The 23,028-nt window shown below is 35.3% G+C and carries 27 protein-coding genes; 22 read left to right on the top strand and 5 right to left on the bottom strand.

The genetic code is table 11. From position 1 onward, the window contains the following. The 8 genes from KDE13_RS00005 to KDE13_RS00040 form a co-directional block, all read left to right on the top strand. The coding region (locus KDE13_RS00005; protein WP_212142523.1) for a gp53-like domain-containing protein at positions 1 to 391 on the top strand (391 nt) is incomplete at its 5' end. Between the two features lie 21 nt (positions 392 to 412). Continuing rightward, complete coding sequence (locus tag KDE13_RS00010) at positions 413 to 574, top strand: hypothetical protein (protein WP_212142524.1); 162 nt, start codon at positions 413 to 415, stop codon at positions 572 to 574. A gap of 208 nt (positions 575 to 782) precedes the next feature. Further along, a complete protein-coding gene (locus KDE13_RS00015) occupies positions 783 to 953 on the top strand; it encodes a hypothetical protein (RefSeq protein ID WP_212142525.1) in 171 nt (56 codons plus the stop codon). Further along, positions 950 to 1,204, top strand: a complete 255-nt coding sequence (locus KDE13_RS00020; protein ID WP_212142526.1) for a hypothetical protein — start codon at positions 950 to 952, stop codon at positions 1,202 to 1,204. Before KDE13_RS00015 ends, KDE13_RS00020 begins: the two co-directional genes overlap by 4 nt. A gap of 2 nt (positions 1,205 to 1,206) precedes the next feature. Next, positions 1,207 to 1,740 carry a hypothetical protein gene (locus KDE13_RS00025; protein WP_212142527.1) on the top strand — a complete coding sequence of 178 codons (534 nt, stop codon included), beginning with the start codon at positions 1,207 to 1,209 and terminating at the stop codon, positions 1,738 to 1,740. Between the two features lie 13 nt (positions 1,741 to 1,753). Continuing rightward, positions 1,754 to 2,917, top strand: coding sequence for a phage tail sheath family protein (locus tag KDE13_RS00030; RefSeq protein WP_212142528.1), 1,164 nt, complete (start codon positions 1,754 to 1,756; stop codon positions 2,915 to 2,917). A gap of 11 nt (positions 2,918 to 2,928) precedes the next feature. Further along, complete coding sequence (locus tag KDE13_RS00035; RefSeq protein ID WP_212142529.1) at positions 2,929 to 3,444, top strand: phage major tail tube protein; 516 nt, start codon at positions 2,929 to 2,931, stop codon at positions 3,442 to 3,444. Between the two features lie 21 nt (positions 3,445 to 3,465). Continuing rightward, a complete protein-coding gene (locus KDE13_RS00040) occupies positions 3,466 to 3,696 on the top strand; it encodes a phage tail assembly protein (protein WP_212139760.1) in 231 nt (76 codons plus the stop codon). Positions 3,697 to 3,801: 105 nt separating this feature from the next. On the opposite strand, the gene KDE13_RS00045 is transcribed toward KDE13_RS00040, so the two are convergent. Continuing rightward, a complete protein-coding gene (locus tag KDE13_RS00045; RefSeq protein WP_212142508.1) occupies positions 3,802 to 4,083 on the bottom strand; it encodes a hypothetical protein in 282 nt (93 codons plus the stop codon). A gap of 45 nt (positions 4,084 to 4,128) precedes the next feature. Between KDE13_RS00045 and KDE13_RS00050 the strand changes: the two genes are divergently transcribed. From KDE13_RS00050 to KDE13_RS00070, 5 genes are all read left to right on the top strand, one after another. Next, on the top strand, positions 4,129 to 6,423 hold the full coding sequence (locus KDE13_RS00050) for a phage tail tape measure protein (RefSeq protein ID WP_212142530.1): 2,295 nt from the start codon (positions 4,129 to 4,131) through the stop codon (positions 6,421 to 6,423). 116 nt (positions 6,424 to 6,539) lie between these two features. Beyond that, positions 6,540 to 6,911: a phage tail protein gene (locus KDE13_RS00055; RefSeq protein ID WP_212142531.1), complete on the top strand. Its 372-nt coding sequence runs from the start codon at positions 6,540 to 6,542 to the stop codon at positions 6,909 to 6,911. Further along, positions 6,904 to 7,044 (top strand): hypothetical protein, encoded by a 141-nt coding sequence (locus tag KDE13_RS00060; protein ID WP_212142532.1) that lies wholly within the window; start codon positions 6,904 to 6,906, stop codon positions 7,042 to 7,044. The genes KDE13_RS00055 and KDE13_RS00060 overlap by 8 nt, the downstream gene beginning before the upstream one ends. Next, positions 7,041 to 7,232: a tail protein X gene (locus KDE13_RS00065; RefSeq protein WP_212142533.1), complete on the top strand. Its 192-nt coding sequence runs from the start codon at positions 7,041 to 7,043 to the stop codon at positions 7,230 to 7,232. The genes KDE13_RS00060 and KDE13_RS00065 overlap by 4 nt, the downstream gene beginning before the upstream one ends. Beyond that, positions 7,226 to 8,197, top strand: a complete 972-nt coding sequence (locus KDE13_RS00070; protein WP_212142534.1) for a phage late control D family protein — start codon at positions 7,226 to 7,228, stop codon at positions 8,195 to 8,197. The genes KDE13_RS00065 and KDE13_RS00070 overlap by 7 nt, the downstream gene beginning before the upstream one ends. Positions 8,198 to 8,343: 146 nt before the next feature. Here the strand turns inward: KDE13_RS00070 and KDE13_RS00075 are convergent, their stop codons facing one another. The 3 genes from KDE13_RS00075 to uvrB form a co-directional block, all read right to left on the bottom strand. Continuing rightward, positions 8,344 to 9,093 carry a phage Gp37/Gp68 family protein gene (locus KDE13_RS00075; protein ID WP_212142535.1) on the bottom strand — a complete coding sequence of 250 codons (750 nt, stop codon included), beginning with the start codon at positions 9,091 to 9,093 and terminating at the stop codon, positions 8,344 to 8,346. Next, positions 9,080 to 10,183, bottom strand: a complete 1,104-nt coding sequence (gene tcmP / locus KDE13_RS00080; RefSeq protein WP_212142536.1) for a three-Cys-motif partner protein TcmP — start codon at positions 10,181 to 10,183, stop codon at positions 9,080 to 9,082. The genes KDE13_RS00075 and tcmP overlap by 14 nt, the downstream gene beginning before the upstream one ends. A gap of 733 nt (positions 10,184 to 10,916) precedes the next feature. Further along, positions 10,917 to 12,896: an excinuclease ABC subunit UvrB gene (gene uvrB / locus KDE13_RS00085; protein WP_212142537.1), complete on the bottom strand. Its 1,980-nt coding sequence runs from the start codon at positions 12,894 to 12,896 to the stop codon at positions 10,917 to 10,919. A 247-nt stretch (positions 12,897 to 13,143) separates the two neighbouring features. Between uvrB and KDE13_RS00090 the strand changes: the two genes are divergently transcribed. The 9 genes from KDE13_RS00090 (at position 13,144) to KDE13_RS00130 (ending at position 22,220) form a co-directional block, all read left to right on the top strand. Then, positions 13,144 to 13,377 carry a hypothetical protein gene (locus KDE13_RS00090; protein WP_212140435.1) on the top strand — a complete coding sequence of 78 codons (234 nt, stop codon included), beginning with the start codon at positions 13,144 to 13,146 and terminating at the stop codon, positions 13,375 to 13,377. Continuing rightward, positions 13,377 to 13,601: a hypothetical protein gene (locus KDE13_RS00095; protein ID WP_212140434.1), complete on the top strand. Its 225-nt coding sequence runs from the start codon at positions 13,377 to 13,379 to the stop codon at positions 13,599 to 13,601. The genes KDE13_RS00090 and KDE13_RS00095 overlap by 1 nt, the downstream gene beginning before the upstream one ends. 8 nt (positions 13,602 to 13,609) lie before the next feature. Further along, positions 13,610 to 14,020, top strand: coding sequence for a prepilin-type N-terminal cleavage/methylation domain-containing protein (locus tag KDE13_RS00100; RefSeq protein ID WP_229204315.1), 411 nt, complete (start codon positions 13,610 to 13,612; stop codon positions 14,018 to 14,020). Position 14,021: 1 nt separating this feature from the next. Then, positions 14,022 to 15,959, top strand: coding sequence for a primosomal protein N' (locus KDE13_RS00105; RefSeq protein ID WP_212142538.1), 1,938 nt, complete (start codon positions 14,022 to 14,024; stop codon positions 15,957 to 15,959). A gap of 152 nt (positions 15,960 to 16,111) precedes the next feature. Next, the gene (locus KDE13_RS00110; RefSeq protein ID WP_229204316.1) at positions 16,112 to 17,197 is read left to right on the top strand and encodes an alpha/beta hydrolase; all 1,086 of its coding nucleotides are present in this window, start codon (positions 16,112 to 16,114) and stop codon (positions 17,195 to 17,197) included. Between the two features lie 111 nt (positions 17,198 to 17,308). Continuing rightward, on the top strand, positions 17,309 to 18,367 hold the full coding sequence (gene ispG, locus KDE13_RS00115) for a flavodoxin-dependent (E)-4-hydroxy-3-methylbut-2-enyl-diphosphate synthase (RefSeq protein WP_212140431.1): 1,059 nt from the start codon (positions 17,309 to 17,311) through the stop codon (positions 18,365 to 18,367). Positions 18,368 to 18,441: 74 nt separating this feature from the next. After that, the gene (locus KDE13_RS00120) at positions 18,442 to 19,854 is read left to right on the top strand and encodes a replicative DNA helicase (RefSeq protein WP_212142539.1); all 1,413 of its coding nucleotides are present in this window, start codon (positions 18,442 to 18,444) and stop codon (positions 19,852 to 19,854) included. Between the two features lie 86 nt (positions 19,855 to 19,940). Then, a complete protein-coding gene (locus KDE13_RS09460; protein ID WP_229204337.1) occupies positions 19,941 to 20,570 on the top strand; it encodes an acyltransferase family protein in 630 nt (209 codons plus the stop codon). A gap of 330 nt (positions 20,571 to 20,900) precedes the next feature. Next, entirely contained in the window at positions 20,901 to 22,220 is a 1,320-nt protein-coding gene (locus KDE13_RS00130) for a ComEC/Rec2 family competence protein (protein ID WP_212142540.1), read from the top strand. Positions 22,221 to 22,222: 2 nt separating this feature from the next. On the opposite strand, the gene KDE13_RS00135 is transcribed toward KDE13_RS00130, so the two are convergent. Then, positions 22,223 to 23,026: a YihY family inner membrane protein gene (locus KDE13_RS00135; RefSeq protein WP_212141814.1), complete on the bottom strand. Its 804-nt coding sequence runs from the start codon at positions 23,024 to 23,026 to the stop codon at positions 22,223 to 22,225. Between the last annotated feature and the right edge of the window lie 2 nt (positions 23,027 to 23,028).

Consider the following 23,028-nt stretch of genomic DNA (forward strand, 5'->3'; position numbering starts at 1 on the left):
TGTAAAGCTTAGTGATAACACTCTAGGAGCAGCTAGTGATACAGCAATAAGCCAAAGAGGTATTTATCAACTACTAAATAAAAGCAAAAGCTTTAGCGAAAATGGTTATGTAACACTGCCAAATAATTTAATGATTCAGTGGGGACAATGGAGCAAGGGCAATGGCGATATAGTAGGAGAGAGAAAACACACAATACCTTTTAACTTAGCATTTCCAAATATGTGTTTAACTGTTAGCTTAAGCGGTGGTGCAGGACATAGCGGAGATAGAAATAATAATTGCATAACCGAGCTTATGAGTTTTAAGCAAGATAGCTTTAATGCATTTATATATGAGTATTCAGCCTCAACACAAGTTTATAAGCTTTTTTGGTTTGCAATAGGTTATTAGATAAAACAAACAGGAGAGAGCATGAAATACGCACACTATGATAATAAAACAAATGAGATATTAGGCTATTATGATGATAGCATTCATCAAATCATTCCAACGCCAAATATATCACTTAGCAATGAAGAGTGGAGCAAAGCAATTAATAAAAACGCTACGCATATAAATTTAAAGACAAATTAGCTTTATATAAAAGAGCATAAGATAACAGAGCAAGAGCTTAAACAAAACGATATAAATGAGCTTAAAGCTGAGATAACAGAGCAAGAGAGCCTTTTACGCAAAGCTTTATTAATAGGCAATGAAGCGTCTTTAAAAGAGCTGCGTGATGAGTATAAAGATATGCTCGCCGCTCTTGCAAAGCTACAAAACGAGTTAAAGGATATTGATAATGACTAAGTTTAAATTTAAAAGAGTTAAAAGGTGCGATATATGTGCTTCAAAGCTTGATAAAAAGGGTGTATGTCCGTGGAAAGAGTGTCCAAGCAATATAGCTAAAATGATTAAAAAAGAGAAGGCAGATAAGCAGGTGGTAAAAGCAGAGGAAAAAGAGGTAGTATGAGCTATTTTTTAATATTTATTTGTGCCTTTATCTTAGGTTTGATTTTTGCTCCGTTTGCTATTTTTCTACGTGCTAGAAAATGTAAGCAATGGGATAAAAGCAATATGATGAATATTCTTAGAGTATTAGCCCACCTTGCTACTCATCCAGACGACTTTGCAAAATTCCGCTATGAGAATGGCTTAAAGCCTTTTTGGTATCTAGGTAGTGATGAGTTTTTAGATATTGTAAAAACAAGAGCAAAGGAGTGATTATGTTTTTAGTACTTAATAGAATACGTGGTGAATATAGCTATTTCGCAAAGATCAATGCAGTTCTAATTGCACTTTTAATTTTTGCATTTTATGAAAATTTCATAGTTGCTATTTGCTGTGGGCTGGGGTATTTAGTAGGCGAATCAAAAGGATGGGGCGTATGGGTAGGAGCATTGGTATCTCATAGTAGCTACAAAGATGAGTCAGAAAACAAATTTATTGAACAAATAGCTTGCAAGTTTTTTAATCCACAAACGCATTGGCTAAATTATTGCAGAGTTTGTCTTTTTATGCGTGGTCTTGTTTGGTGGCTACCGGTATTTATACCTCTTATGTTTGTAGGAGTTTATATCGCACCTTTTTTAGCTGTAGCACTTGCAATAGGCTTTCTTATGGCTTGCGAGCTGGGATACCGCACACGCTGGATAACAGATCTTGGCGTATGGCAAGTAAATGATGCTTGGGGCAGGCAAGAGGTTTTTTATGGAGCCATGCAAGATATAGCTTTTATATGGTTGTTTTTAAATTTTTAATAAAGGAGTAAAAATGGCAGCAAAATTTGGAGTAAATGTCACCATTTCAGCAGAAGCGGCACGTCCCATTCAGGTTGAAAGCACCACGCCTATTGGTATTGCAGGTTATGAAGAGGTTTTAAATAAGGGCTTACACTTTTTTATGACAACTGATAAGGCACTTGATTATCTCAATTCCTTATATGAAGCAAAAGAAGATGCTAAAGAGAGCTATAAAAAAGGCTCAATTTATAGAGCTTTAAAAGCTATATCAGATCAAGCGGTGCAAACTCAGATCATCTTATCAGTCTTTAGTAAAGATGATGACGAAGACAGCAACGATGAAATTTCAGAATGCCTAAATGCAATAGGTCTGTTTGAAAAAGCAAAAGTAAAAACAAGCTATCGCCCAAATATCATCATAGCACCTGAGTTTAGCGGTGAAGACGCGATAAAAGCAAAGCTTGAAAGTGTCGCAAAGCGGTTAAAAGCTACGGGCATAATTGATTTAAAAGCAAGCAGTGCAAGCGAAGCTATTTTAAAGATGAAAGACTTTGGCACAAACCGCCTGATCGCAGCCTATCCATACGTAAAGACGTGGGATGATGAGACGAATGAGTATGCTATGACGCCACAATCAGCACGCATAGCCGGCATGATAGCTTACGTTGATGGGCAAAGTGAATTTGGATATAGTGATAGCTACTCAAACCGCGTAATGGGCGGAGTTGTAGGATTAGCTGATGATATAGACTTTGAGCTGGGTGAGACTTGCACGGCTGATGAGCTTAGAGCTGCTAAAATTTCAACCATTATTAGAGAGAGTGGCTTTAGAACTTGGGGTGGTGAGACATCAGATCAAGACAGTATCTGGCAGGATTTAGCACGTGTTAGAGTATTTGACCGTATTTCACAGGCAGCTCAAAAGGGAGTATTGTTTGCTATTGATCGCAAGGCCGATCAACTCTATCACGCAAAAAGAAGCGTTGAAGAGCTACTTCGCCAGCTTGTAGGAGCAAAAGTATTGCTTGGCTATGAGCTATCTTGGAGCGAGAAAAACACAGATGCCACCGTAACGACAGGTAAGTTCTACCTAGACATTAGAATGCAAAACAATCCTATCGTAAAACAGCTAACGCTAGATTTTATCTACGTAGATAGCTACTTAAAACAGTTAATGGATGATTTAAATAAATAAAGGAGTAAATTATGATTAAACGACAAGTTCCTCAAGTAGTCCAAGAGGCTAACGTATATATTAACGGACAAGGATATTTAGGTGTGGTTAAAACACTTAATATTCCAAAGATAGAGCAAGATATGATAGAAGCCAAAGGTGCATTAAGCGGTAGCTTTGCAAGCGGAGTTATAAAGCCGGTGGAAATGGAATTTAAACTAAACGTGCTAGATAAAAATATGTATTTAGGATACGGGCTTAATACTTGGAATAATAAAATTCCTTTTTTATTTAAAGCAAGTATCTTTCAAGCGGGCAAAGGTGAAGCACAGCCTTTTTCTATGGCAGTAACCGGGGATATTATAGAGATTGACCCAGGCAGCTTTGAAAGTGGTAAAGAGCTTGAAGTTACGGTTAAACTTGCGGTGCATTTTTTAGACATAAATATAGGCAAAATACCTATGGTGCTGTTTGACGTAGAAAACATGATATGTCTAATAGGTGGAGTGGATTATCTAGGAAAAGTTAGAAGTAATCTAGGCGAATAATAAAATTTGAAAGGATAAGAGATGAAAGAGATAACACTAAAAAACGGCGAAATTTTACAGATGAGTGAGCCCACCGTAAGGGTGCTAAAAAACGCAGATAAAAAAGAAGGCGAGATGGAAAAGGCTATTTACATGATAGCTGCGCTTACCAATAAAACTGAGCAGGAGATTGAAGCTCTTGGGTTAAAGGACTATATGTCTTTACAAAAGGTCTTACAGGATTTTTTGACCAAAGCAGGGGTTACGGACTAAAAGCCGTTGCCCTTGTGGGGTATACTCTAAATTTCGGTTACAACGAAATTTTAGATATGGAAATTAGCGAATTTATAAAATTCTTAAAGATTTCGCAAGAGATCATTAAGAATAAGAGCGTGTTATAAAAAATATTTGTGTTAAGCTTTTATAAAAGTTTTTAAAAATCTTTTTAAACACAAAAGAACAAAATATCGACAAAGGAATAGTTAAAGGGAAGAAAAGAAGTGCAGCAAACGGAGCACCGATAAGAGAATAAATAAGATCGTTTTTATCATCCATAGAAATAAAAAGGAGGATAAAACCGATAAGCACGGCAAAGGCTTTATTTAAAAACAAATCGGCATTAACTTCGGCATTTATTTTATCTCTATTAACTTTATTCATTTTAGCTCTCTTTTGGGTGTAATTATGCGGTAAAAAGGATTAAAAATGGCTGATACTTCTATAGGTATAGCTTTAAATTTAGCGGTCAAAGGACTTGCAAATATCGATATGTGCGGTGCTTCTATGAAAAAGCTTGCATTTTCTATTAAAGGAGCAGGCAAAGAGGCACGCTATTTGATGAAAGAGTTAAAGCAGATAAAAGCAAATAACCTTATACTTAACCGCATAAAAAGTCAGATGGACGGCTTTAAATCAGAGTTTATGGAGAGAGCCGCTACAGCCGTAAGCCTTTCTTTGCCGGTAAAATTCGCCATAGACTTTGAAAGTGCGATGGTCGATGTTAAAAAATACGTTGAATTTGAAAGCGAAGAGCAATTTAGGCAAATTGGAGGCGAAATCAAGCAGCTGTCATCACAGTTTGGAGTGGGCTTTGCTGATATTGCAAATATAGCTGCTAGTGGAGGTCAGCAAGGCTTAAAAGCAAACCAAATTATGGATTATACAAAGCTCGTCTTGAAGATGGGCGTAGCATTTGATATGAGCGGGCGTGATGCAGGCGATGCGGCAGCTTACGTAATGAATAACTTTAAACTAAGCGTTAAAGAGCTTGAAAAGCTTGGGAACCAGATGAATTTTTTAGATGATAAAATGTCAATGGTAAAATCAAACGAGCTGTTTAATATCCTAAATAGAACTTCATCAAATGCTAATATTTTAGGGCTTAGTGCGGATAGCACGGCAGCACTTGGAGCTAGTTTATTAAGTGTAGGCAAAGCTCCTGAAGTAGCCTCTACCGCACTAAATTCAATGTTTAATGCTTTAGCAAACCTAGATGGGCAAGATGAGAAATTTCATAAAGCTCTAAACAAAATGGGACTAGATGCCCAGTATTTAAAAATAGCGTTAAAAAAAGACACCACAAAAGCAGTGCAAGAGTTTATTTTAGCCATTAGTAACGTAAAAGGCGATGAGCAAATGGGCGTCTTAACCGATATGTTCGGTAAGCAATTTAGCGATGATCTTGGTTCATTAGCTATCAATAAAGACATACTAAACAACGCATTTAATCTTATAAAGCAAGATAGTAGCAAGAGTTTAGATGAGGCATTGGAGCTTAAGCTAAAAACCACAAAAAGTAGCTTAGAACGCCTTACAAATTCGCTTAAAAATTTAGGCGTAAATATCGGTAGTGTTTTATTGCCGCCTCTTGCAGGACTGGCAGATGGACTGGCTAAGGCATCAAATTGGCTAAGCACATTAACCGAGAAATCCCCTATTTTAAGCAAGATTATCAGTGGTTTAGGCGTAGCCATAATGGGCTTTGCTGTGATTTTACCGGCTATGGGTTATGCGGTAGCTTTTGTAAGCGGCGGTTTGTTAAGACTTAAAAACGTCTTTTTGCTTTTAAAGATTGAAGCCTCATTGGCTACTATAAAATTAAAGGGGCTAACGGCTGCTTTTTGGCTAAAAGACAAAGCAATAAAAGCACTTACAGCTACAACAAAACTGCTAACTTCTGCTATGAAAGCTTTGGGCAAAGTCATAAAAGGTGCTTTTTGGGTTGTGGGTAAATCCCTTGTTTTAGCTTACAACGTATCACTAAATACTCTTAAATTTACAGCCGGTGCAGTAAGCAAAGCATTTAAATTTCTAGCTATTGGCATAAGAGCTATTAGTGCAGCGATGATGGCTAATCCTTTGGGTTTGGTGCTTGGCAGTATCGCTGTACTCGCCGGAATAATCATTGCAAACTGGGATAAAGTAAAAGCGTGGTTTATAACATTCATAGAGTGGTTACATCCCGTTTGGAAACCTGTTATTAACGGCATAAAACAGATTTGGAGCAAGGTTGGCTCATTTTTTAGCTTTATAGCCGATGGATGGAAAGCAATATTTAGCGGTGTGGCTGATTTTATGACAACAGTTTTTCAAAAGCCCATAGAATGGATAAAAGAAGTATTTGAACCGCTATTTAACTGGCTAGCAGAGAAATTTAGCTGGGTTGGCTCTGTGCTTGATGGTATAAAAAGCGGAGTTAAAACGGCTCTTGATTGGGTTGGGCTTGGTGGCGATGAAAGCTATGATACGCAAAATGGTATATTTAGTAACGGCGGTGATCTAATATCATCTAGCCTTACCCCCACCGCACAATCTCAAGCACTAGCAATGACTACAAACGGAGCCACAATAAATGTAAATTTTAGTGGCGACTTTAATATCGCAACAAATAACGGCAAATTTGATATGGCTGAGTTTGAGCGAGCTTTGGTAGCTAGTGTAAAAAGAGCCTTAAGGACTGATGAGATGAATGCTAAAAATAGAAGTATTATAGGACAATAAACGTTGTTTGCTACTTGTAAATTCAAAGCGTAGCACCGCTTGTAGTCACTATGCGACATACTTTGGTTTTTGCTAAGGCTTAAACGTAAAGCAATTTGTATTATAAAGGATTATTTATGGTCTTATCATTAGGCGGATTTAAATTTAATTGGAAGCAGACTGATGGCATAAGCCGTGAGAGCGAGTTTGGTATAAGCTCAAGCGATAGGATAGGAAACTATCCTGCACTATTTCGTGCAAATTTAGGAAGTGAGAGCATAAAAATAGACGGACATACCTTGCCATATCAAGGCGATAGACAAGATGCATTAAAAGAGCTTTACGCTCTAGCCAAGGCAGGTATAAGCTATCCGCTAGTAACAGGTTATGGCAAATATCTAGGAAAGTTTGTAATCGTAAAGATAAGTGAAAGCCAAGCTGTTTTTACTGACAATGGACTATTTTTTACGCAAGGGTTTAGCTTGGAGCTTAAAAGGGATTATGAGTAAAGGCATTTATAGGATGACCGCTGCTGGTCGTCCATGCCTGAACGAAAAACCCGAGTATGTCGCACTGAGACTACGAGCGGTACTAAGCTTTGAATTTAGCTCGCCAATAGCGAGCAGTAAAGGACTTATATGAAAATTTACATAGCTAAAGATAATGAAAGACTAGATACTATCGTTTATAAACACTACGGCACATTAGCAAATTTCAGTGAAATTTTAGCTTTTAATAGCTATCTAAATACTATTTTAAAAGCAGGCGATAAGGTGTTTTTACCTGAAATAAAAGCAAAAGCGAGAAAAAGCGATAAAACGTTATGGTAAAAAAACCAAATTTCAAGCTTTTAGCTAAAGGCAACGACATCACCGCCAAAATAAAATCAAATTTAATAAGCCTAAACTATGAAGATAAAGAGGGAAGCGAAAGTGATGAGATAAGCTTTGTTGTTAATGGAATTTATGCTAAACCTATATTTGGAGATCAGCTGGAGCTTTGGTTGGGATATGGTGATAATCTATTTCATTGCGGTAAATTTAGCGTCCAAACAACTACACGTGATTACAAAGCCAATACAACAGAAGTAAGAGCAACAGCTGTAAATTTTGCAAGCCCAGGGAAGATAGCTAAACGTAGAAGCTGGGAGAATACTAGCTTGTTTAGCATAGCTTCAAAAATAGCCAATGAAAACAAACTAAGCATAAAAACAAGCACAAACGATCAACCCATAGCTTCAACCTTGCAAAACGATATTAGCGATCTTGACTTTTTATATGGACTTTGCTTTGAGTATGGCTTTTTAATGAAGGTAGCAAATAACACTATCGTTATAACAAACAAGGATGCAAAGGGCGATGAGAGCCAAACATCAAACACGCCTAAAAATGAAAATTTACCAAGCTTTGATATAGCTCTGATCGATTGTGAAAGCTTATCAGTCACTGAAGCAAACCGAAATAGCTACTCAGCCGTAATTGTGCAGTGGCATGATTTAAAAGATGGCAAAGATAAACAGACTAAAATTGGAAACGGAGAGCAAACCTATAAACTCACAATCCCTGAACCAAAGAGCGATAATGAAGCTTTTAAAAAAGGTGAAGCAAAGCTAAATGAGTTGCAACGTGGCGGAATAAATGGCTCACTTACAGCCACCGGTAGAGATCTAAGAGCGGGCGGAAAGCTTAAAATAACAGGTATAGCAGGGCTTGAAAATAACGAGTTTAGCATTAAAAGCGTATCGCATAACCTAAGCACTACAAGCTATATGATTAATGTGGAGTTTGAGGGATAAAATTCCCATTTTTTACATTAAGGTGAAAAATGAGAAAAATTTTTTACGAAAAAAGTTAGAAAAGTTAGTTTAGAGAATTTTAAGTGTCTCTTTTCCTTATTTCAGTGAGATTTATTTTCTCATTTCATTTGCTGGTTTATAGTAAATCATGAAGATGGTAAGACTAATTTTGACTCTGGATAATTTTTATGAATCCTTCCATCTAATAAAGAACCATTTATTTTTTTATTTCTTTTTATTCCGTCACTGCCCCAAGTTCCCCACTGTTTAAAAAAGAATGCTATATTTTGCTTGTCACACTGGTTTCTTATATTAATAGCCCATTCCTCCTTCATCGGCCTAGCATTAAAACCACTTTCTCCGCCGACTATAACCCAGTCTATGCCATCTAAATTTAGACTACCTAGATCATTGATTAATGGTTCACAAGATAGCCACTTTATAGTGGCATTTAAATCTCTTATTAAATCTATTCTATTTTTAACTTGATATGATTCTACCGTAGTTCCAAGCCATGCATTTTCAGGAATATTTTTATTTATAAAATATTCTCTCATTCTATGCGGTCGTTTAGTTAAAATTTGATATTGATGGTGTGGCGTTTGAGCTATTATTTCCATTATTGAATCTAAAAAAGAAATTTCTATCTTTTCATGAAATAAGTCACTCATAGAATTTACAAAGTAAAGTGTTGGTTTTTTATTATTTTTAGGCTCATTGAGTCTCTCTTTGAGCATTTTAAATTTAAAACCGTCTTTATAGTCAGCATTTCCCATCGCTTGAAGTCTTCTGGCCATTATTTCAGCATAGCAATTATTACACCCACTACTTACCTTATTACACCCAATGGTTGGATTCCATACAGCTTCAGCCCATTCTATTTTAGTCGGTTTCATATCTAAGCCTTATTTTCATTTTCTCATTTTCTTCAGATAAGTAAAATGCCTTATCTTTGCCGCCTATTCTATCTATTTTGTTATTTGTTTCTAGTTTTTTTAGTATTGCATTGGTGTGTTTTGTTAAAAAGCCCATATCTAAACTAAAATATTTAATCTCTATGTTATTTCTGTATTCTTTCAAAAATTCCATTAAATCCTGTTTATAATTTTCCATTTTTGAAGTAGGATAATTTTCATCAAAAAACAAAGAACCCTCTTGTTTATAGAAATCATTATGCAAATTTTTATTTCCTTCTCCATTTGCTGGATCAACTTTCCATGCAGCTTTTAGGAATTTTTCTTGTCCTTTTCTATGCTCTGAGAAAAATATTAATCCATTTGTATTTTTGTTATCTTTTACCAATGAAAATTGCCCTATATGGTATTTTGGATACATCTTCTTAAAATATCCGGCTACTACCTTATGAGTTTCGTAATTTGTCATTCCTTCAAAGCTAATTTTGCTTATCTCACTGCCTAAATATTTTTTAAAAGAATCCATATCTTTGAATCTTTTTATATTAGCAGATGATATAAACATTAAGATATCGGTTCCTTTGCACATAAATTCACTAATTTTTTGTGAATGTTCAATACCGTATTGATCTAAAAATATCAAATTAAAATATGCATTTTTATTTAGGCTATATCTAGAGATATCTAAAGATGAAAAATGAATAAAAATATTTTTATTCATTAATTTCTGATCAATATTGTTTTTTACTATAAAATCTTTTAGTTTATCTATCTTATATGTCTCTTTATCATTCAGGTGAATATTAATTTTTATATTGCTACCTAGTTTCTTTTTAGTGAGTACATTTATGATTCTTAATGGAGAACCCTCTTTGCCATAAGCATCATGCCCTGTTCCACAACATAAGTCATATATTGCAATTTCTTTATTCTTATTAAATTTTTTCGTTGCCTCTAATGCTATATTTAACCACTCAAACAATAATGCCTCAAATACATTCAGCTTCGTCAATGTTGCTTTATCCCATGCTTTCTTGTGCATATCTTTTTTGTCTATTATATTATTCCACACAAAAATTAACTCTTCTTAAAAAACATAAAACCTACTAATTTTGCTTTAGTTTGTTACAATTTTAAGTATGACATTATAACACTTATCATATTAATTGGTCTTAAAGAGCATTTTAAAGGGTTTAATTAAGAATATTTTACTTTAGAAATCAAAGTAAGAAAATGCTATTTTTAACTCACTTTGATTTTAAGCGTAAATCTACTTTGATTTGAAAAGCGGTTTTACATTATCCTTATAGTAACGAGTTATTTGCTAAAAGCGGCATAATTAAAAAAATATTTAAAATAAAGTGGATTAAATTTATCTATTGGCTTCGAAAAAATATCAAAAATTTTAATCCAAATATCGTTATGTAAAACATAACAACAATACTTGCATATTATGATAACCGAGATATTTAAATATAAATCCAAAAAGTGTTTGAATATATAATCCTGTAGTTTTTGATAAAAGATATAATGATTGGAGCTTAGATATAATAGGCGATGGAGAAGAAAATAATAAAATTCAAGCAAAAATACAAGATGCAACGGATTACCGCTTGTTATGACAGAAGCGTTATATTTTGAAATTCCGATAATTGCATTCGATTGTAAAACTAGACCAAAGGATATACTTTAATTTAGTGGTAGCTTTTTAGTTTAACCATTTGACTTAGGTGTATATTTTGATAAAATAGAAAAATCAATAAATACACAAAGCAAAAATTGATATTTATTTAAATAATTTAAAATTAAAGTTTTCGAATTTTAGCTATCTCATCACGTAAAGCAGCTGCCTTTTCAAATTCTAAAGCATTTGCTGCTTCAAGCATCTGCTTTCGTAGCTCTTTAATTATTTGTGCTCTCTCAGTTGCTGGCATCTTCTCTAAATTTTTCGCCCTTTTATAGTCCACGCCGTCATCTTCAATGTGTAAACTCTCCTCAATATTTCGCGTTGCACTTCGTGGCGTTATGCCATTTGCCTTATTATATTCATCTTGCAATTTTCGTCGCCTATTTGTTATATCCATAGCCTCTTGCATTGAGTTTGTTATCTTTTTGCAAAACATCACAACCTTGCCATTTACATTTCTAGCTGCCCTACCCATCGTCTGTATAAGGCTTGTGCGTGAGCGTAAAAAACCCTCTTTATCAGCGTCCATTATTGCCACTAGGCTAACCTCTGGCAGGTCAAGCCCTTCGCGTAATAAATTTATACCGATTAAGACATCAAACTCACCGCTTCTTAGCCCACGGATGATCTCGTTTCGTTCAATCGCATCAATATCTGAGTGCATATACTTTACCTTCACTCCAAGCTCAGTATAGTAGCGACTCAACTCCTCTGCCATCTTCTTAGTTAGCACTGTTACAAGCACTCGCTCATTTCGTGCAATGACAGCTTTTAGCATATCATAAAGCACTTCTACTTGATTATCGCTATCTTTTAGCTCAATGAGTGGGTCAAGTAGTCCGGTCGGACGCAAGATCTGCTCATAAACATGTCCGCGTGAAAGATCAAGCTCCAATTCATTTGGCGTAGCTGAAACAAAGAGAAAATTTGCATTTTTAGTAATGAACTCATCGAATTTAAGCGGTCTATTATCTAGTGCAGATGGAAGACGAAAGCCGTATTCTACTAGTGTTTCTTTGCGGCTCCTATCCCCTGCATACATACCACGAAACTGTGGCAAACTTACGTGACTCTCATCAACAATAACAAGGTATTTGCCACCATTTAAAAGCTCGTAATAATCAAACATCGTATAAGGCGTCTCGCCAGGCTTTTGTCCTGTTAGATGGCGTGCATAGTTTTCCACACCCTTACAAACTCCTGTGCTAGTTAGCATCTCAAGGTCAAACTCGACTCGCTGTTTTAATCGCTGCAACTCAACTAGCTTACCCTCTTTTTGATAAAATTTAAGTCGCTCTTCAAGTTCATCTTCTATACCTTTTATCGCAGTTTTTAACCGCTCTTCACGCACGATAAACTGGCTTGTTGCATAAAGAGTAAATTTAGTGATATCTTTTAACTTTTTATTCTCCAAAACATCAAAATGATACATCTCCTCTATCTCATCGCCAAAAAACTCCACTCTAAGTGCCTCATCTCCCCAATAAGCTGGATAGATATCTATTACATCGCCATTCACACGAAAGTCTCCTCGGTCAAAATAGGTGTCATTTCGCTTATAACCCATATCAACTAGACGGTGCAAAAGCTCACGCTGTGAGATACTATCGCCAACATTTAGATACTGCACCATACCTTGATATTCATTTGGATCACCTAAGCCGTAGTTAGCTGAAACCGAAGCTATCGTGACAACATCATCAAAACTAAGAAGCGAAGCAGTCGCTGATAGTCGCATACGCTCAAGTTCGTCATTTATAGAGCTATCTTTTTCTATATAAAGATCGCTTCGCGGTATATAGGCCTCAGGCTGATAATAATCATAATAGCTGATGAAATACTCCACGTGATTGTTTGGAAAAAAGCCTTTAAATTCGCTATAAAGCTGAGCAGCTAGAGATTTGTTATGCGTCATTATTAACGTTGGCATTTTTAGCTGTGCAATGACATTTGCCATCGTAAAGGTCTTACCTGAACCGGTCACACCAAGTAGCGTATTGTAGCGGTTACCACTTTGTATGCTTTTAACTATGCCATCGATCGCCTTTTTCTGATCTGGACTTGGTTTAAATTTAGATGAGATTTGAAATTCTGCCACTTTTTGCCTTTGCTTTTTCGTAATATTATCAAATTTATCTATTAAATTTATTAATTTATGACAAAATCAGCTTTGTTTGCAGATTATTTATAGAAAAAATATACTATAAACATCGAATTTGACAAATTTGGCTTGATTGACAACTCAGGCCATTAACTACAAAAAACTCAAAAATAAAAAATATTATATAATTTTTAGCCCATTCGTGCTAAAATAGCTAAAATTTATTAAATTTAAAAGGAATGTTATGTTTGAAAATGACACTATTTTAAGCACACTTACACAAAAAGTAAATGATCTTATTGCAAAATATGATGAGCTAAGCAAAGCAAACGAAGAATTACATAATCAAGTCATAACCTTAAAGGCACAAAACGAGGCAAAAACAAATCAGATAATGCGTCTAGAAGAGGATTTAAACAAAAAAAATAGTGAAACTGATGATGTGCTTAAAAAGATTGAAGCAGTTTTAGGTAGATAATGAAACAGATCACGCTCACCATATCATCACGAGACTACACAATCACGCTTGATGATGATTTCGCACCGATATTTGAGCGTGATTGGCAAAAATTTATGGGTGGAAGAAAATTCATTGAGCCTAAAGAGCTTTTAAATGCTTTTATAGAAAAATGCTACGAAAACTACGAGAGCGAACGAGTCGCAAAAGAGATAATGCAAAACATAAACCACACTCTAAAATAGGTAATAAAATGCAAAGAGCTTTTAGCATGCTTGAGCTTATTTTTGTCATAATTATACTTAGTATTTTAGTTAGCATAGCCATGCCAAAACTACTAGTAACCAGAGATGACGCCACGTTAACATCGGCAAAAACCACTATCACTACTATCCAAAGTGCAATTACTACGGCATATAATGAAAATTTGTTAAAAGGCTCACCACACTACCCTACCAAACTTGAAAATGATGGTGAGTTGCTATTTTCAGCTATTTTAAATGTAGGTGTAAAAGATAGCGGTATGGGTAAAAGTGGATGGCATAAAACAGCACAAAATAGCTACACACTAATAATCGCAAAACAAAGTGCAAATTTCACATATAGTCCTACAAATGGAGTGTTTGAGTGCAGTAGCGGAGCACTTTGTGAACGTTTGAGATAAGATGAAGTATTACTTAGTTGCACTTGATGGACTAAAATTAAACGCTCTAACCTATCAAAGTGAGTTTGAGATAGAGTCGTTTCATGTGGTGCGTGTGCCACTTGGTAAAAAGCAAGTCCTCGGATATGTGCTAAAAAGTTGTGAAAAACCAAGCTTTAATACGCTTGATATATCTGAAATTTTACCGCTTAAATTAACAGATACACAAATAGAACTAGCCAAATTTATAAGCTATTATTACACTTGCGAGATCTCTGTAGTACTTGGGCTTTTTGAGCCTGAAAATTTAGAGATTAAAGTTGATTTACCCCAGCAATCTTACTCAATCACAAAAGATATCAACACAACAAAACAAAACAAAACTTCACTAGCAAATAGCATAAGCTGCGATAATACAACAAAAAAATTTAATATCACACCAAATTTAAATGACATTCAAACCAAGGCTTTAAATTTTATAGAGCAAAACCCTACGAGTTTGCTTTTTGGAGATACTGGAAGTGGCAAAAGTGAGGTCTATATCAGTGCGATTCAAAGAACACTAAATGACAATGCACAAGCACTATTTCTTATGCCAGAAATTTCACTCACGCCACAAATGCAAACACGTTTAGAGAGCTTTTTTGGCACTGCCGTAGCGATATGGCACTCAAAGATAACGCCTAAAAAAAAGCAAGAAATTTTAAAAGATATCGCAAATGGTAAGATAAAGCTCATAGCAGGGGCTAGGTCAGCCCTGTTTTTACCATTATCAAACTTAAAGCTTATCGTGGTTGATGAAGAGCACGATGATAGCTATAAAAACTCAAGCCGTCCGCACTACAATGCAAGAGATTTAGCTCTATTTTTAGCATCTAAATTTGATCTACGTGTAATACTAGGCTCTGCGACACCAAGCCTTACTAGCTTTTACAAACAACCTACTTTTCGTATGCGTGGGACATTTTTTAATTCACAAAAAAGCTTTATATACGACGAGAGTGAAACTGGTCTTAGCAATACTTTAAAGCAAGAGATTGCCCTTTGTCTAAGCAACAAAAAACAAGCCGTGATCTGTCTACCAACTCGTGCAAATTTTAAATACCTAGTTTGTAAAAAATGTGGCGATACGATCAAGTGTCCATTTTGTAGTGTCGGTATGAGCTTTTACAAAAAGCAAAATGTATTAAAATGCCAATACTGTGACTTTAAAACTGCCGTGCCTAAGACTTGTGATAAATGTGGTAGTGAAATGATAGAGGCTAAAAAGATCGGCACTTCTGAGCTTTTGGAGCTTTTGCAAAATGAGTTTGCCAACGCTAGGATAGCTAAATTTGATAGAGATGAGATAACTACGCAAAATAAGCTAATAAAGGCACTTCGTGAGTTTAACGATGGAAACGTTGACATACTTGTTGGCACTCAAATGCTTAGCAAAGGCCATGATTATCACAGTGTTGCATTAGCCGTTATAATGGGCGTTGATGAGCTTTTAAACTATCCTGACTTTCGCTCTCGTGAAAGGACTTTAGCTCTGGCTATGCAGGTAGCTGGACGAGCTGGACGAGCTGGGGTCGGACGAGTTTTAGTGCAAAGTCGCCAACGTGAGTTTTTTGAAAGTTATATACAAGATTATGATAAATTTTTAGCCGATGATACAAACTTTCGCAATGAGCTATATCCGCCATTTAAACGGCTACTTCGTATCATTATAAGCCATACAAACGATGCTAACGCAAAGACTACGATGAATACCTTGCTATCACGATTGGCTCCGCTAACACAAAGACTACCACTTGAGATAGTAGGCTACGGTAAATGTGGCGTTGAGTATATCGGCTCAAAATATCGCTATGAAATTTTAATACGTTCAAGTTCATACGCTCCGCTCATTGCTGCTGCAAATGAGTGCAAAGACTCAAATGTTGACATTGACATTGACCCAGTAAACTTTAGCTAAACATCTCTGGCTTTAAAAATTTATAAATTTTTCAATTTTTGCTTAAATTTGACTTAATTTTGCAGAATCAGGCAAGGATCTTGCAGAATTGTTCTATAGCTTTGCAGACTCTTTTTGTTACAATGTTTCAAAACCAAAACAAGGAGCAAAAGATGAAAAGAAGAATTTTTATAAGCACAGCAGTAGCTATGCTAGTAGGTGCAAAAGCAATGTTTGCAGATGAAAATAGCAAAACATCAAAAGATAGCAATACACAAACAAACAAGCCAAGACTTGAGACTACTTGGGATAAAATTTTTGCCAAAAGTGACAAAGTTGAACACAAAAAGGTGCAGTTTAAAAACCGCTATGGCATTATTTTAGTCGCAGATCTTTATGTACCCAAAAATTTAAAAGGTAAAGCCCCAGCCTTAGCCGTGAGCGGTCCATTTGGAGCAGTTAAGGAGCAAGTCTCTGGACTTTATGCACAAAATATGGCTAAGCGTGGCTACATCACGCTTGCATTTGATCCATCATATATCGGTGAAAGTGGTGGAGAGCCACGAAATATCGCCTCTCCAGAGATAAACACTGAGGATTTTTCAGCGGCGGTTGATTATCTCACTACTCTTAGTAACGTAGATAGTGAGCGTATCGGAGTGATCGGTATTTGTGGATTTGGCGGATTTGCCATAAATGCAGCTGTGATCGATACTCGCATAAAAGCTACAGTCGCTTCAACGATGTATGATATGACACGCGTAATGGCAAATGGTTATAATGATAGCATAAATGCCGAGCAACGCTATGAGATAAAAGAGCGGCTAAATGCGATCCGCACACAAGATGCCAAAAGTGGTAAAATGAGCCTTGGAGATAAAAATTTACCTGATAAACTAAACGGCGATGAGCCTAAATTTGTCGCTGAGTATTATGATTTTTATAAGACAAAACGTGGCTTTCATAAGCGTTCATATAATTCAAATGGTGCTTGGAGTGCGACTATGTCTTTGCCATTTATAAATATGCCTATTTTGCAACGCTCAAATGAGATAAAAAATGCCGTTATGATACTGCACGGCGAGATCGCACACTCGCGTTACTTTGGTGAAGATGCGTTTAAAAAGCTAGTGGGTGAAAATAAAGAGCTACTTATCGTGCCAAATGCAAATCACGTAGATCTTTACGATGGCGGTAAAAATGGCGATAAAATTCCATTTGATAAGATAGATGAGTTTTTTGCTAAAAATTTAAAATAACCCTACTCACAACCGTCCTGCCCCTATAGATTTATAGGGGCAATTTAAATTTATCCTTTTTAAATATCAAATTTTATATAATCACATTTAAATTTATAAAAGAGAAAAAACGTGCAAAGATACCCAACAAAACAGATAAAAATTCGTAATGTAAAGATCGGTGGGGACGCACCTATAAGCGTTCAGTCTATGACTTTTTCAAAGACAAAGGATGTAGCTGGTACATTAAAACAGATAAACCGCTTATACTTTGCAGGATGTGATATCGTAAGGTGTGCAGTGCTTGATAAAGACGATGCAGTAGCACTTAAAGAGATAGTAGCTCTTAGCCCACTACCTATCGTAGCTGACATACACTTTAACTACCGCTTGGCTTTAATAGCGAGCGAATATGTGGATGCCATTCGTATAAATCCAGGCAATATCGGCTCAAAAGAGCGGATAAAAGCAGTCGTTGATGCTTGCAAACAACGAGATCTACCGATACGAATAGGCATAAATTCAGGCTCATTAGAAGAGCAGTTTGAGAATAGATATGGTAGAAGTGTTAAAGCTATGGTAGAGAGTGCGATGTATAATATAAATTTGCTTGAAGACTTTGGCTTTACTGATATAAAAATATCACTAAAATCAAGTGATGTGGAGCGAACTATGGCGGCGTATCGTGCCCTTCGCCCAAAAGTGGAGTATCCATTTCATCTTGGAGTTACCGAGGCTGGGACGACATTTCACGCGACTATTAAATCAGCTATCGCACTTGGCGGGCTACTACTTGAGGGTATCGGCGATACTATGAGAGTAAGCATAACAGGCGAGCTTGAAGAGGAGATAAAAGTCGCAAAGGCGATACTTAAAGATAGTGGTCGCCAACGTGAAGGACTAAATATCATCTCTTGCCCTACTTGTGGGCGTTTGCAAAGCGATCTAATGCGTGCGATAAAGCTAGTTGAAGAAAAAACCAGACACATAAAAGAGCCACTAAATGTGAGCGTTATGGGGTGTGTGGTAAATGCTATCGGTGAAGCAAAGGGTGCGGATGTGGCGATCGCGTTTGGCAAGGGTAATGGGCTTATCATAAGACGTGGCGAAGTAGTCGCTAAGCTACCTGAAAGTGAGTTAGTGGATAGGTTTTTGTCGGAGATAGATGATGAGATAAAGTCACGTGGGTAAAGTTAAAGCTTGTGATATAAAGTTTTAAATGAGTTATAAAAGATTTAAATAACAAAAAAGGATAATAGGATTTAATGGCAAAGACTAAGATAAACGAGATGGAGTTTCAAAATTTATATGACCTTGATATGGAGAGAGCGATACTAAGCTCTATCATCTCAAACAACGATACGCTAAGTGAAATTTATGACATCATAAAAGCCTCGGACTTCTATCTAAAAGGACATGCTGAAATTTATTCAGCTATGATCGAGTGTCTAAATTCTGATCTACCGATAGCTACGTCGTTTCTTAAAAATAAAATGGGCGAGAAGTTTGATGAAAATTTAATCGCTGACATACTAGCTACAAATTCCATAATAGATATAGCAAAATATGCAAATGAGCTTTGCGAGAAGTCAATAAAGCGAAGTCTTATTAAAATCGCACATCAAATTCCAAGCAAAGTGAACGAGGACAAAGCCAGTCGTGATATGGTAGATGAGCTAAGCAGGGAGTTTTACTCGCTCGTTGATGGTAATGGCTTGGGTACGATAAAGCAAAGTCGTGAAATAATTAATTTAATGATAGAACATATCAAAAAGCAATCTGAGCTAGAGGATAAGGATATCGTTGGACTTGATACTGGATTTCGTGAGCTAAACGAGAAGCTAAAAGGCTTTAAAAATGGAGATCTCATTATCATCGCTGCACGTCCTGGTATGGGTAAAACGACGCTTTGTTTAAATTTTATAAGTCACACACTTAGAGAGAAAAAAGGCGTAGTATTTTTCTCTCTTGAAATGCCCGCAGAACAGATAATGATGAGAATGCTGGCAGACCGAACCTCCATACCACTACAAGACATAATGACTGCTAAAATGGACGATGAGCAATACTCACGCCTAAGCCACGCTTGTAATGACTTTGCTGACTCAAAGCTATTTGTGCATGACAGCGGATATGTCAATATCCATCAAATCCGCACTCAGTTACGCAAACTAAAGAGCCAACACCCTGAAATTTCGCTTTGCGTAATAGACTACATTGGGCTTATGATGAGTACAAACAACTTCGCTGACCGCCATGTCCAAATCGCTGAGATCTCGCGTGGACTAAAGCTTTTAGCTCGTGAGCTAGACCTACCTATCATCGCCCTATCTCAGCTAAATCGTAGCTTAGAGAGCCGAGCAAACAAACGTCCTATGCTAAGCGATCTACGTGAATCAGGTGCGATAGAGCAAGATGCTGATGTCATCCTTTTTGTCTATCGTGATGAGGTCTATCTCGCACAAGAAGAAAAAGAGAAAGAAAATCGTGCTAGAGCCGAAGGCAAGGAGTATAAGAGCAATGTGCAATTTAACAAACTACAAGAAAACGCCGAGATCATTATCGGTAAAAACCGAAACGGCGAGACTGGCTCGATTGATGTGCTATTTCACAAGCAGCATTCACGCTTTGCTGACAAGCCTTATGGTGCAGCTCATACAGCGGAATTTCAAGGCTAAAAATGACAGGAATACACAATATAAAATATAATAATTTTGATTTTTTAAGACTATTTGCGGCATTTCAAGTAATGTTTGGGCACATTATGTATAATATCAAGCCAAACAATATCTTGTGTGATTATTTGGCAATTTTTCTAAACAACTTCAATGGAGTTACTATATTTTTTCTAATTAGCGGTTTTCTTATAAGCTATTCATATGACAGAAATTCGAATTTGATAATGTATTACAAAAATAGAATTTTAAGAATATATCCAGCATTATATGTAAATATACTAATAGGCATAGTATTATTATACTGCTTTTATCCATTTGATTTTAATCTTGATTTTTTTAGTTGGCTTTTTAGCCAACTAACATTTCTGCAATTTTACAACTTTAATGCAAGTAAAATTTTTGGAGCAGGTGAGATAAATGCACCACTTTGGACGATCTCAATTGAACTGTTTTTTTATATAAGTTTGCCAATAATTTTTTGGATATATAAAAAAAGTAGATATATGCTCCTTATATTTTTTGCAATATCTATAGTATTTTTTATATATAATCGCTTTAGCGATCACAATCTTTTTATAAATAAACTTATAAATGTATCAATAGCTCCATATATGTTTATATTTTTGATAGGATTTTATTTTTATAAATACATAAATTATATATATATATATTCACAATCATTTTTTTATTTATATGTTTATATATTTGATATTTAAGTTATTAGATCATTATATGCAAAATATTATAATCCATATACTAACAAACTATATTATTTTTTCTTTTGTAGTTTTCTCTTTTGCATTTAGTTTTTCTCGTATAAATAACATTTTTAAAAATAACGACTTCACATATGGTATATACATTTATCACTCATTTTTTGTAAATATTTTCGTAGAACTTGGCTGTATTCAAAACTATAAGTATGCACTATTGATTATATTATTTTCTGTAATATCAGGAATTTTAAGCTGGTTTTTAATAGAAAAACCAGCATTAAGACTTAAAAACAATAGCTTATATTCTTTGAGATTACAACAAAATGAATAATGCAAAATTTATTTGATAAACGTATAGAATATGCTATATTTTTAGTATTTTGTATGGCTATATTTAGCGTAAATTTATATATAAATTTTATAAAGTATCACAAATTTATGCAGCGTGGCGAGCATAATGTAGTTGCCAAAGTAAAGCTTGATTATATAAAAACAAATGCTAATGGCAGAAGCTATCGACTTTTACTACTTGATAATGATGAGTTTAAATTTTACACTACTGTATCAAAAAATAAAGCCATAAAAGTTGGCGATATCTTACATTTAGCTGTGCAAAATATAGATGTAAGTTTTACTGATTATTTACGCGGGACATTTTATATGCCAAGCTATGAGCGGATAAATTTAAGTACCAGAAATGACATAAATTTAGAGCAAAATCTTACAAACACTCATAATCCAAATTTGCAACCATCACTCAGACAAAGCTTAAATGAACGAGCTATTAAATTTATAAGTTCGCAGCACGAAAGTCCTAAAATTTCACAGCTTTACTCTGCTCTTTTTTTCGGCACAGCCGTATTTGGCGAGCTTAGAGATGATGTGGCTCACTGTGGTATAGCTCATCTTATAGCCATTAGTGGCTATCATCTTAGCGTGATATTTGGTACACTATTTTTTCTTATGGCACCGATATATAGAGTATTTTCGCAGCATTACGCTCCATACCGCAATTATAAATTTGATATAAGTATTGTCGCATTTGGCATTATTGTATTTTATTTTTATCTTATCGGTTTTATCTCAAGTTTTGTTCGTGCATTTGCTATGAGTATGTTTGGATTTTACTTGATATGTCGCGGATTAAAAGTGCTAAGCTTTACTACGCTTTTTATGATATGCTGCTTTTGTATTGCCCTATTTCCAAGCCTTGCATTAGATATTAGATTTTACTTCTCAATTGCTGGTGTGTTTTATATATTTTTGTATCTACACCATTTTAAGGATAAATTTAATATTTTAATGCACTCTATTTTGCTAAATTTTTATGTATTTTTTACGATGCAAGTCATCATACTTTACTTTTTCCCTCTCATTAGCTTTCAGCAGTTTGCAGTCATCCCGCTTAGCTACGCATTTATAGTATTTTATCCGCTTACTGCCTTACTACATGCATTTGGCTTTGGTGGAGTTTTTGATGAGTATTTGCTTAGTTTATTAAACTTTAGGATAGGAGAGTCAAGCCTAGAGGTATCATTTTTGGTATTTATAACTTATAATATAATATCACTTTTAGCTATTAAATTTAAAAGTCTAGCCCTATTTCTCGCACTTATCGGAGCGACTACGTTTGGTGTTTTAATTATATAAACCTATCTTTCACTCTCTAAAAATTTGCAAAGTTTAAGCCCATATAAAAATATAATCCACGAAATATAGACCCATAAAAAGAAAAATAATATTACTGAAAATGAGCCATAAATACTCAGATAGGTTTTGTTATATACGACATAATAGACAAATGCTGACTTACCTAAATACCAAACTAAAGATGCTACAAATGAGCTAATAAGTGCATTTTTGAATTTAATGCCTTGCGAAACAGATATAAGATATGTGACACAAAATATAGCCCATATGATGAGATAAGGAAAAATACTTATAAAATTTATCCAACTAGTAAATTGCGTTGAGTTTAGTAAATTTTGTAATAAATTTGATATATAAAAGCTAAGCCCAAGCCCTATGGGTGCAAGAGTTATAAGCGTCCAGTAGGCACTCAAAGCTACCCAGAATCCACGCTTAGTCTGACTTTGCATTATCTCATTTACAACATATTCATAGTCTATAAAAAACATCGCTGAAGTAAAGATAATAGCGATAAAACCAATAATACCCAGGCTGACACTATTTTGTAAAAATTTTTGTAAATACTCAGCAATAATACTTTGGTGAGTTGGCAAAAGTGCGGAGAATACAAACTCTTGAATTTTAGCATAGTACTCACTAAATGCTGGCAGTTGCGTAAAGATAGAAAATGAGATAAGTAGCACAGGAATGACTGCTAAAATGGTGTGAAAACTTAGGCTTGATGCGTAGTGCATAAGCTGAGTGTCCTTTATGCCTAGGGCTAAATTTAATGCAATATTTAAAGTATTTTTAAATTTAGCCCACATAT

The sequence above is a fragment of the Campylobacter anatolicus genome (assembly GCF_018145655.1).
Taxonomy (GTDB): Bacteria; Campylobacterota; Campylobacteria; order Campylobacterales; family Campylobacteraceae; genus Campylobacter_A; species Campylobacter_A anatolicus.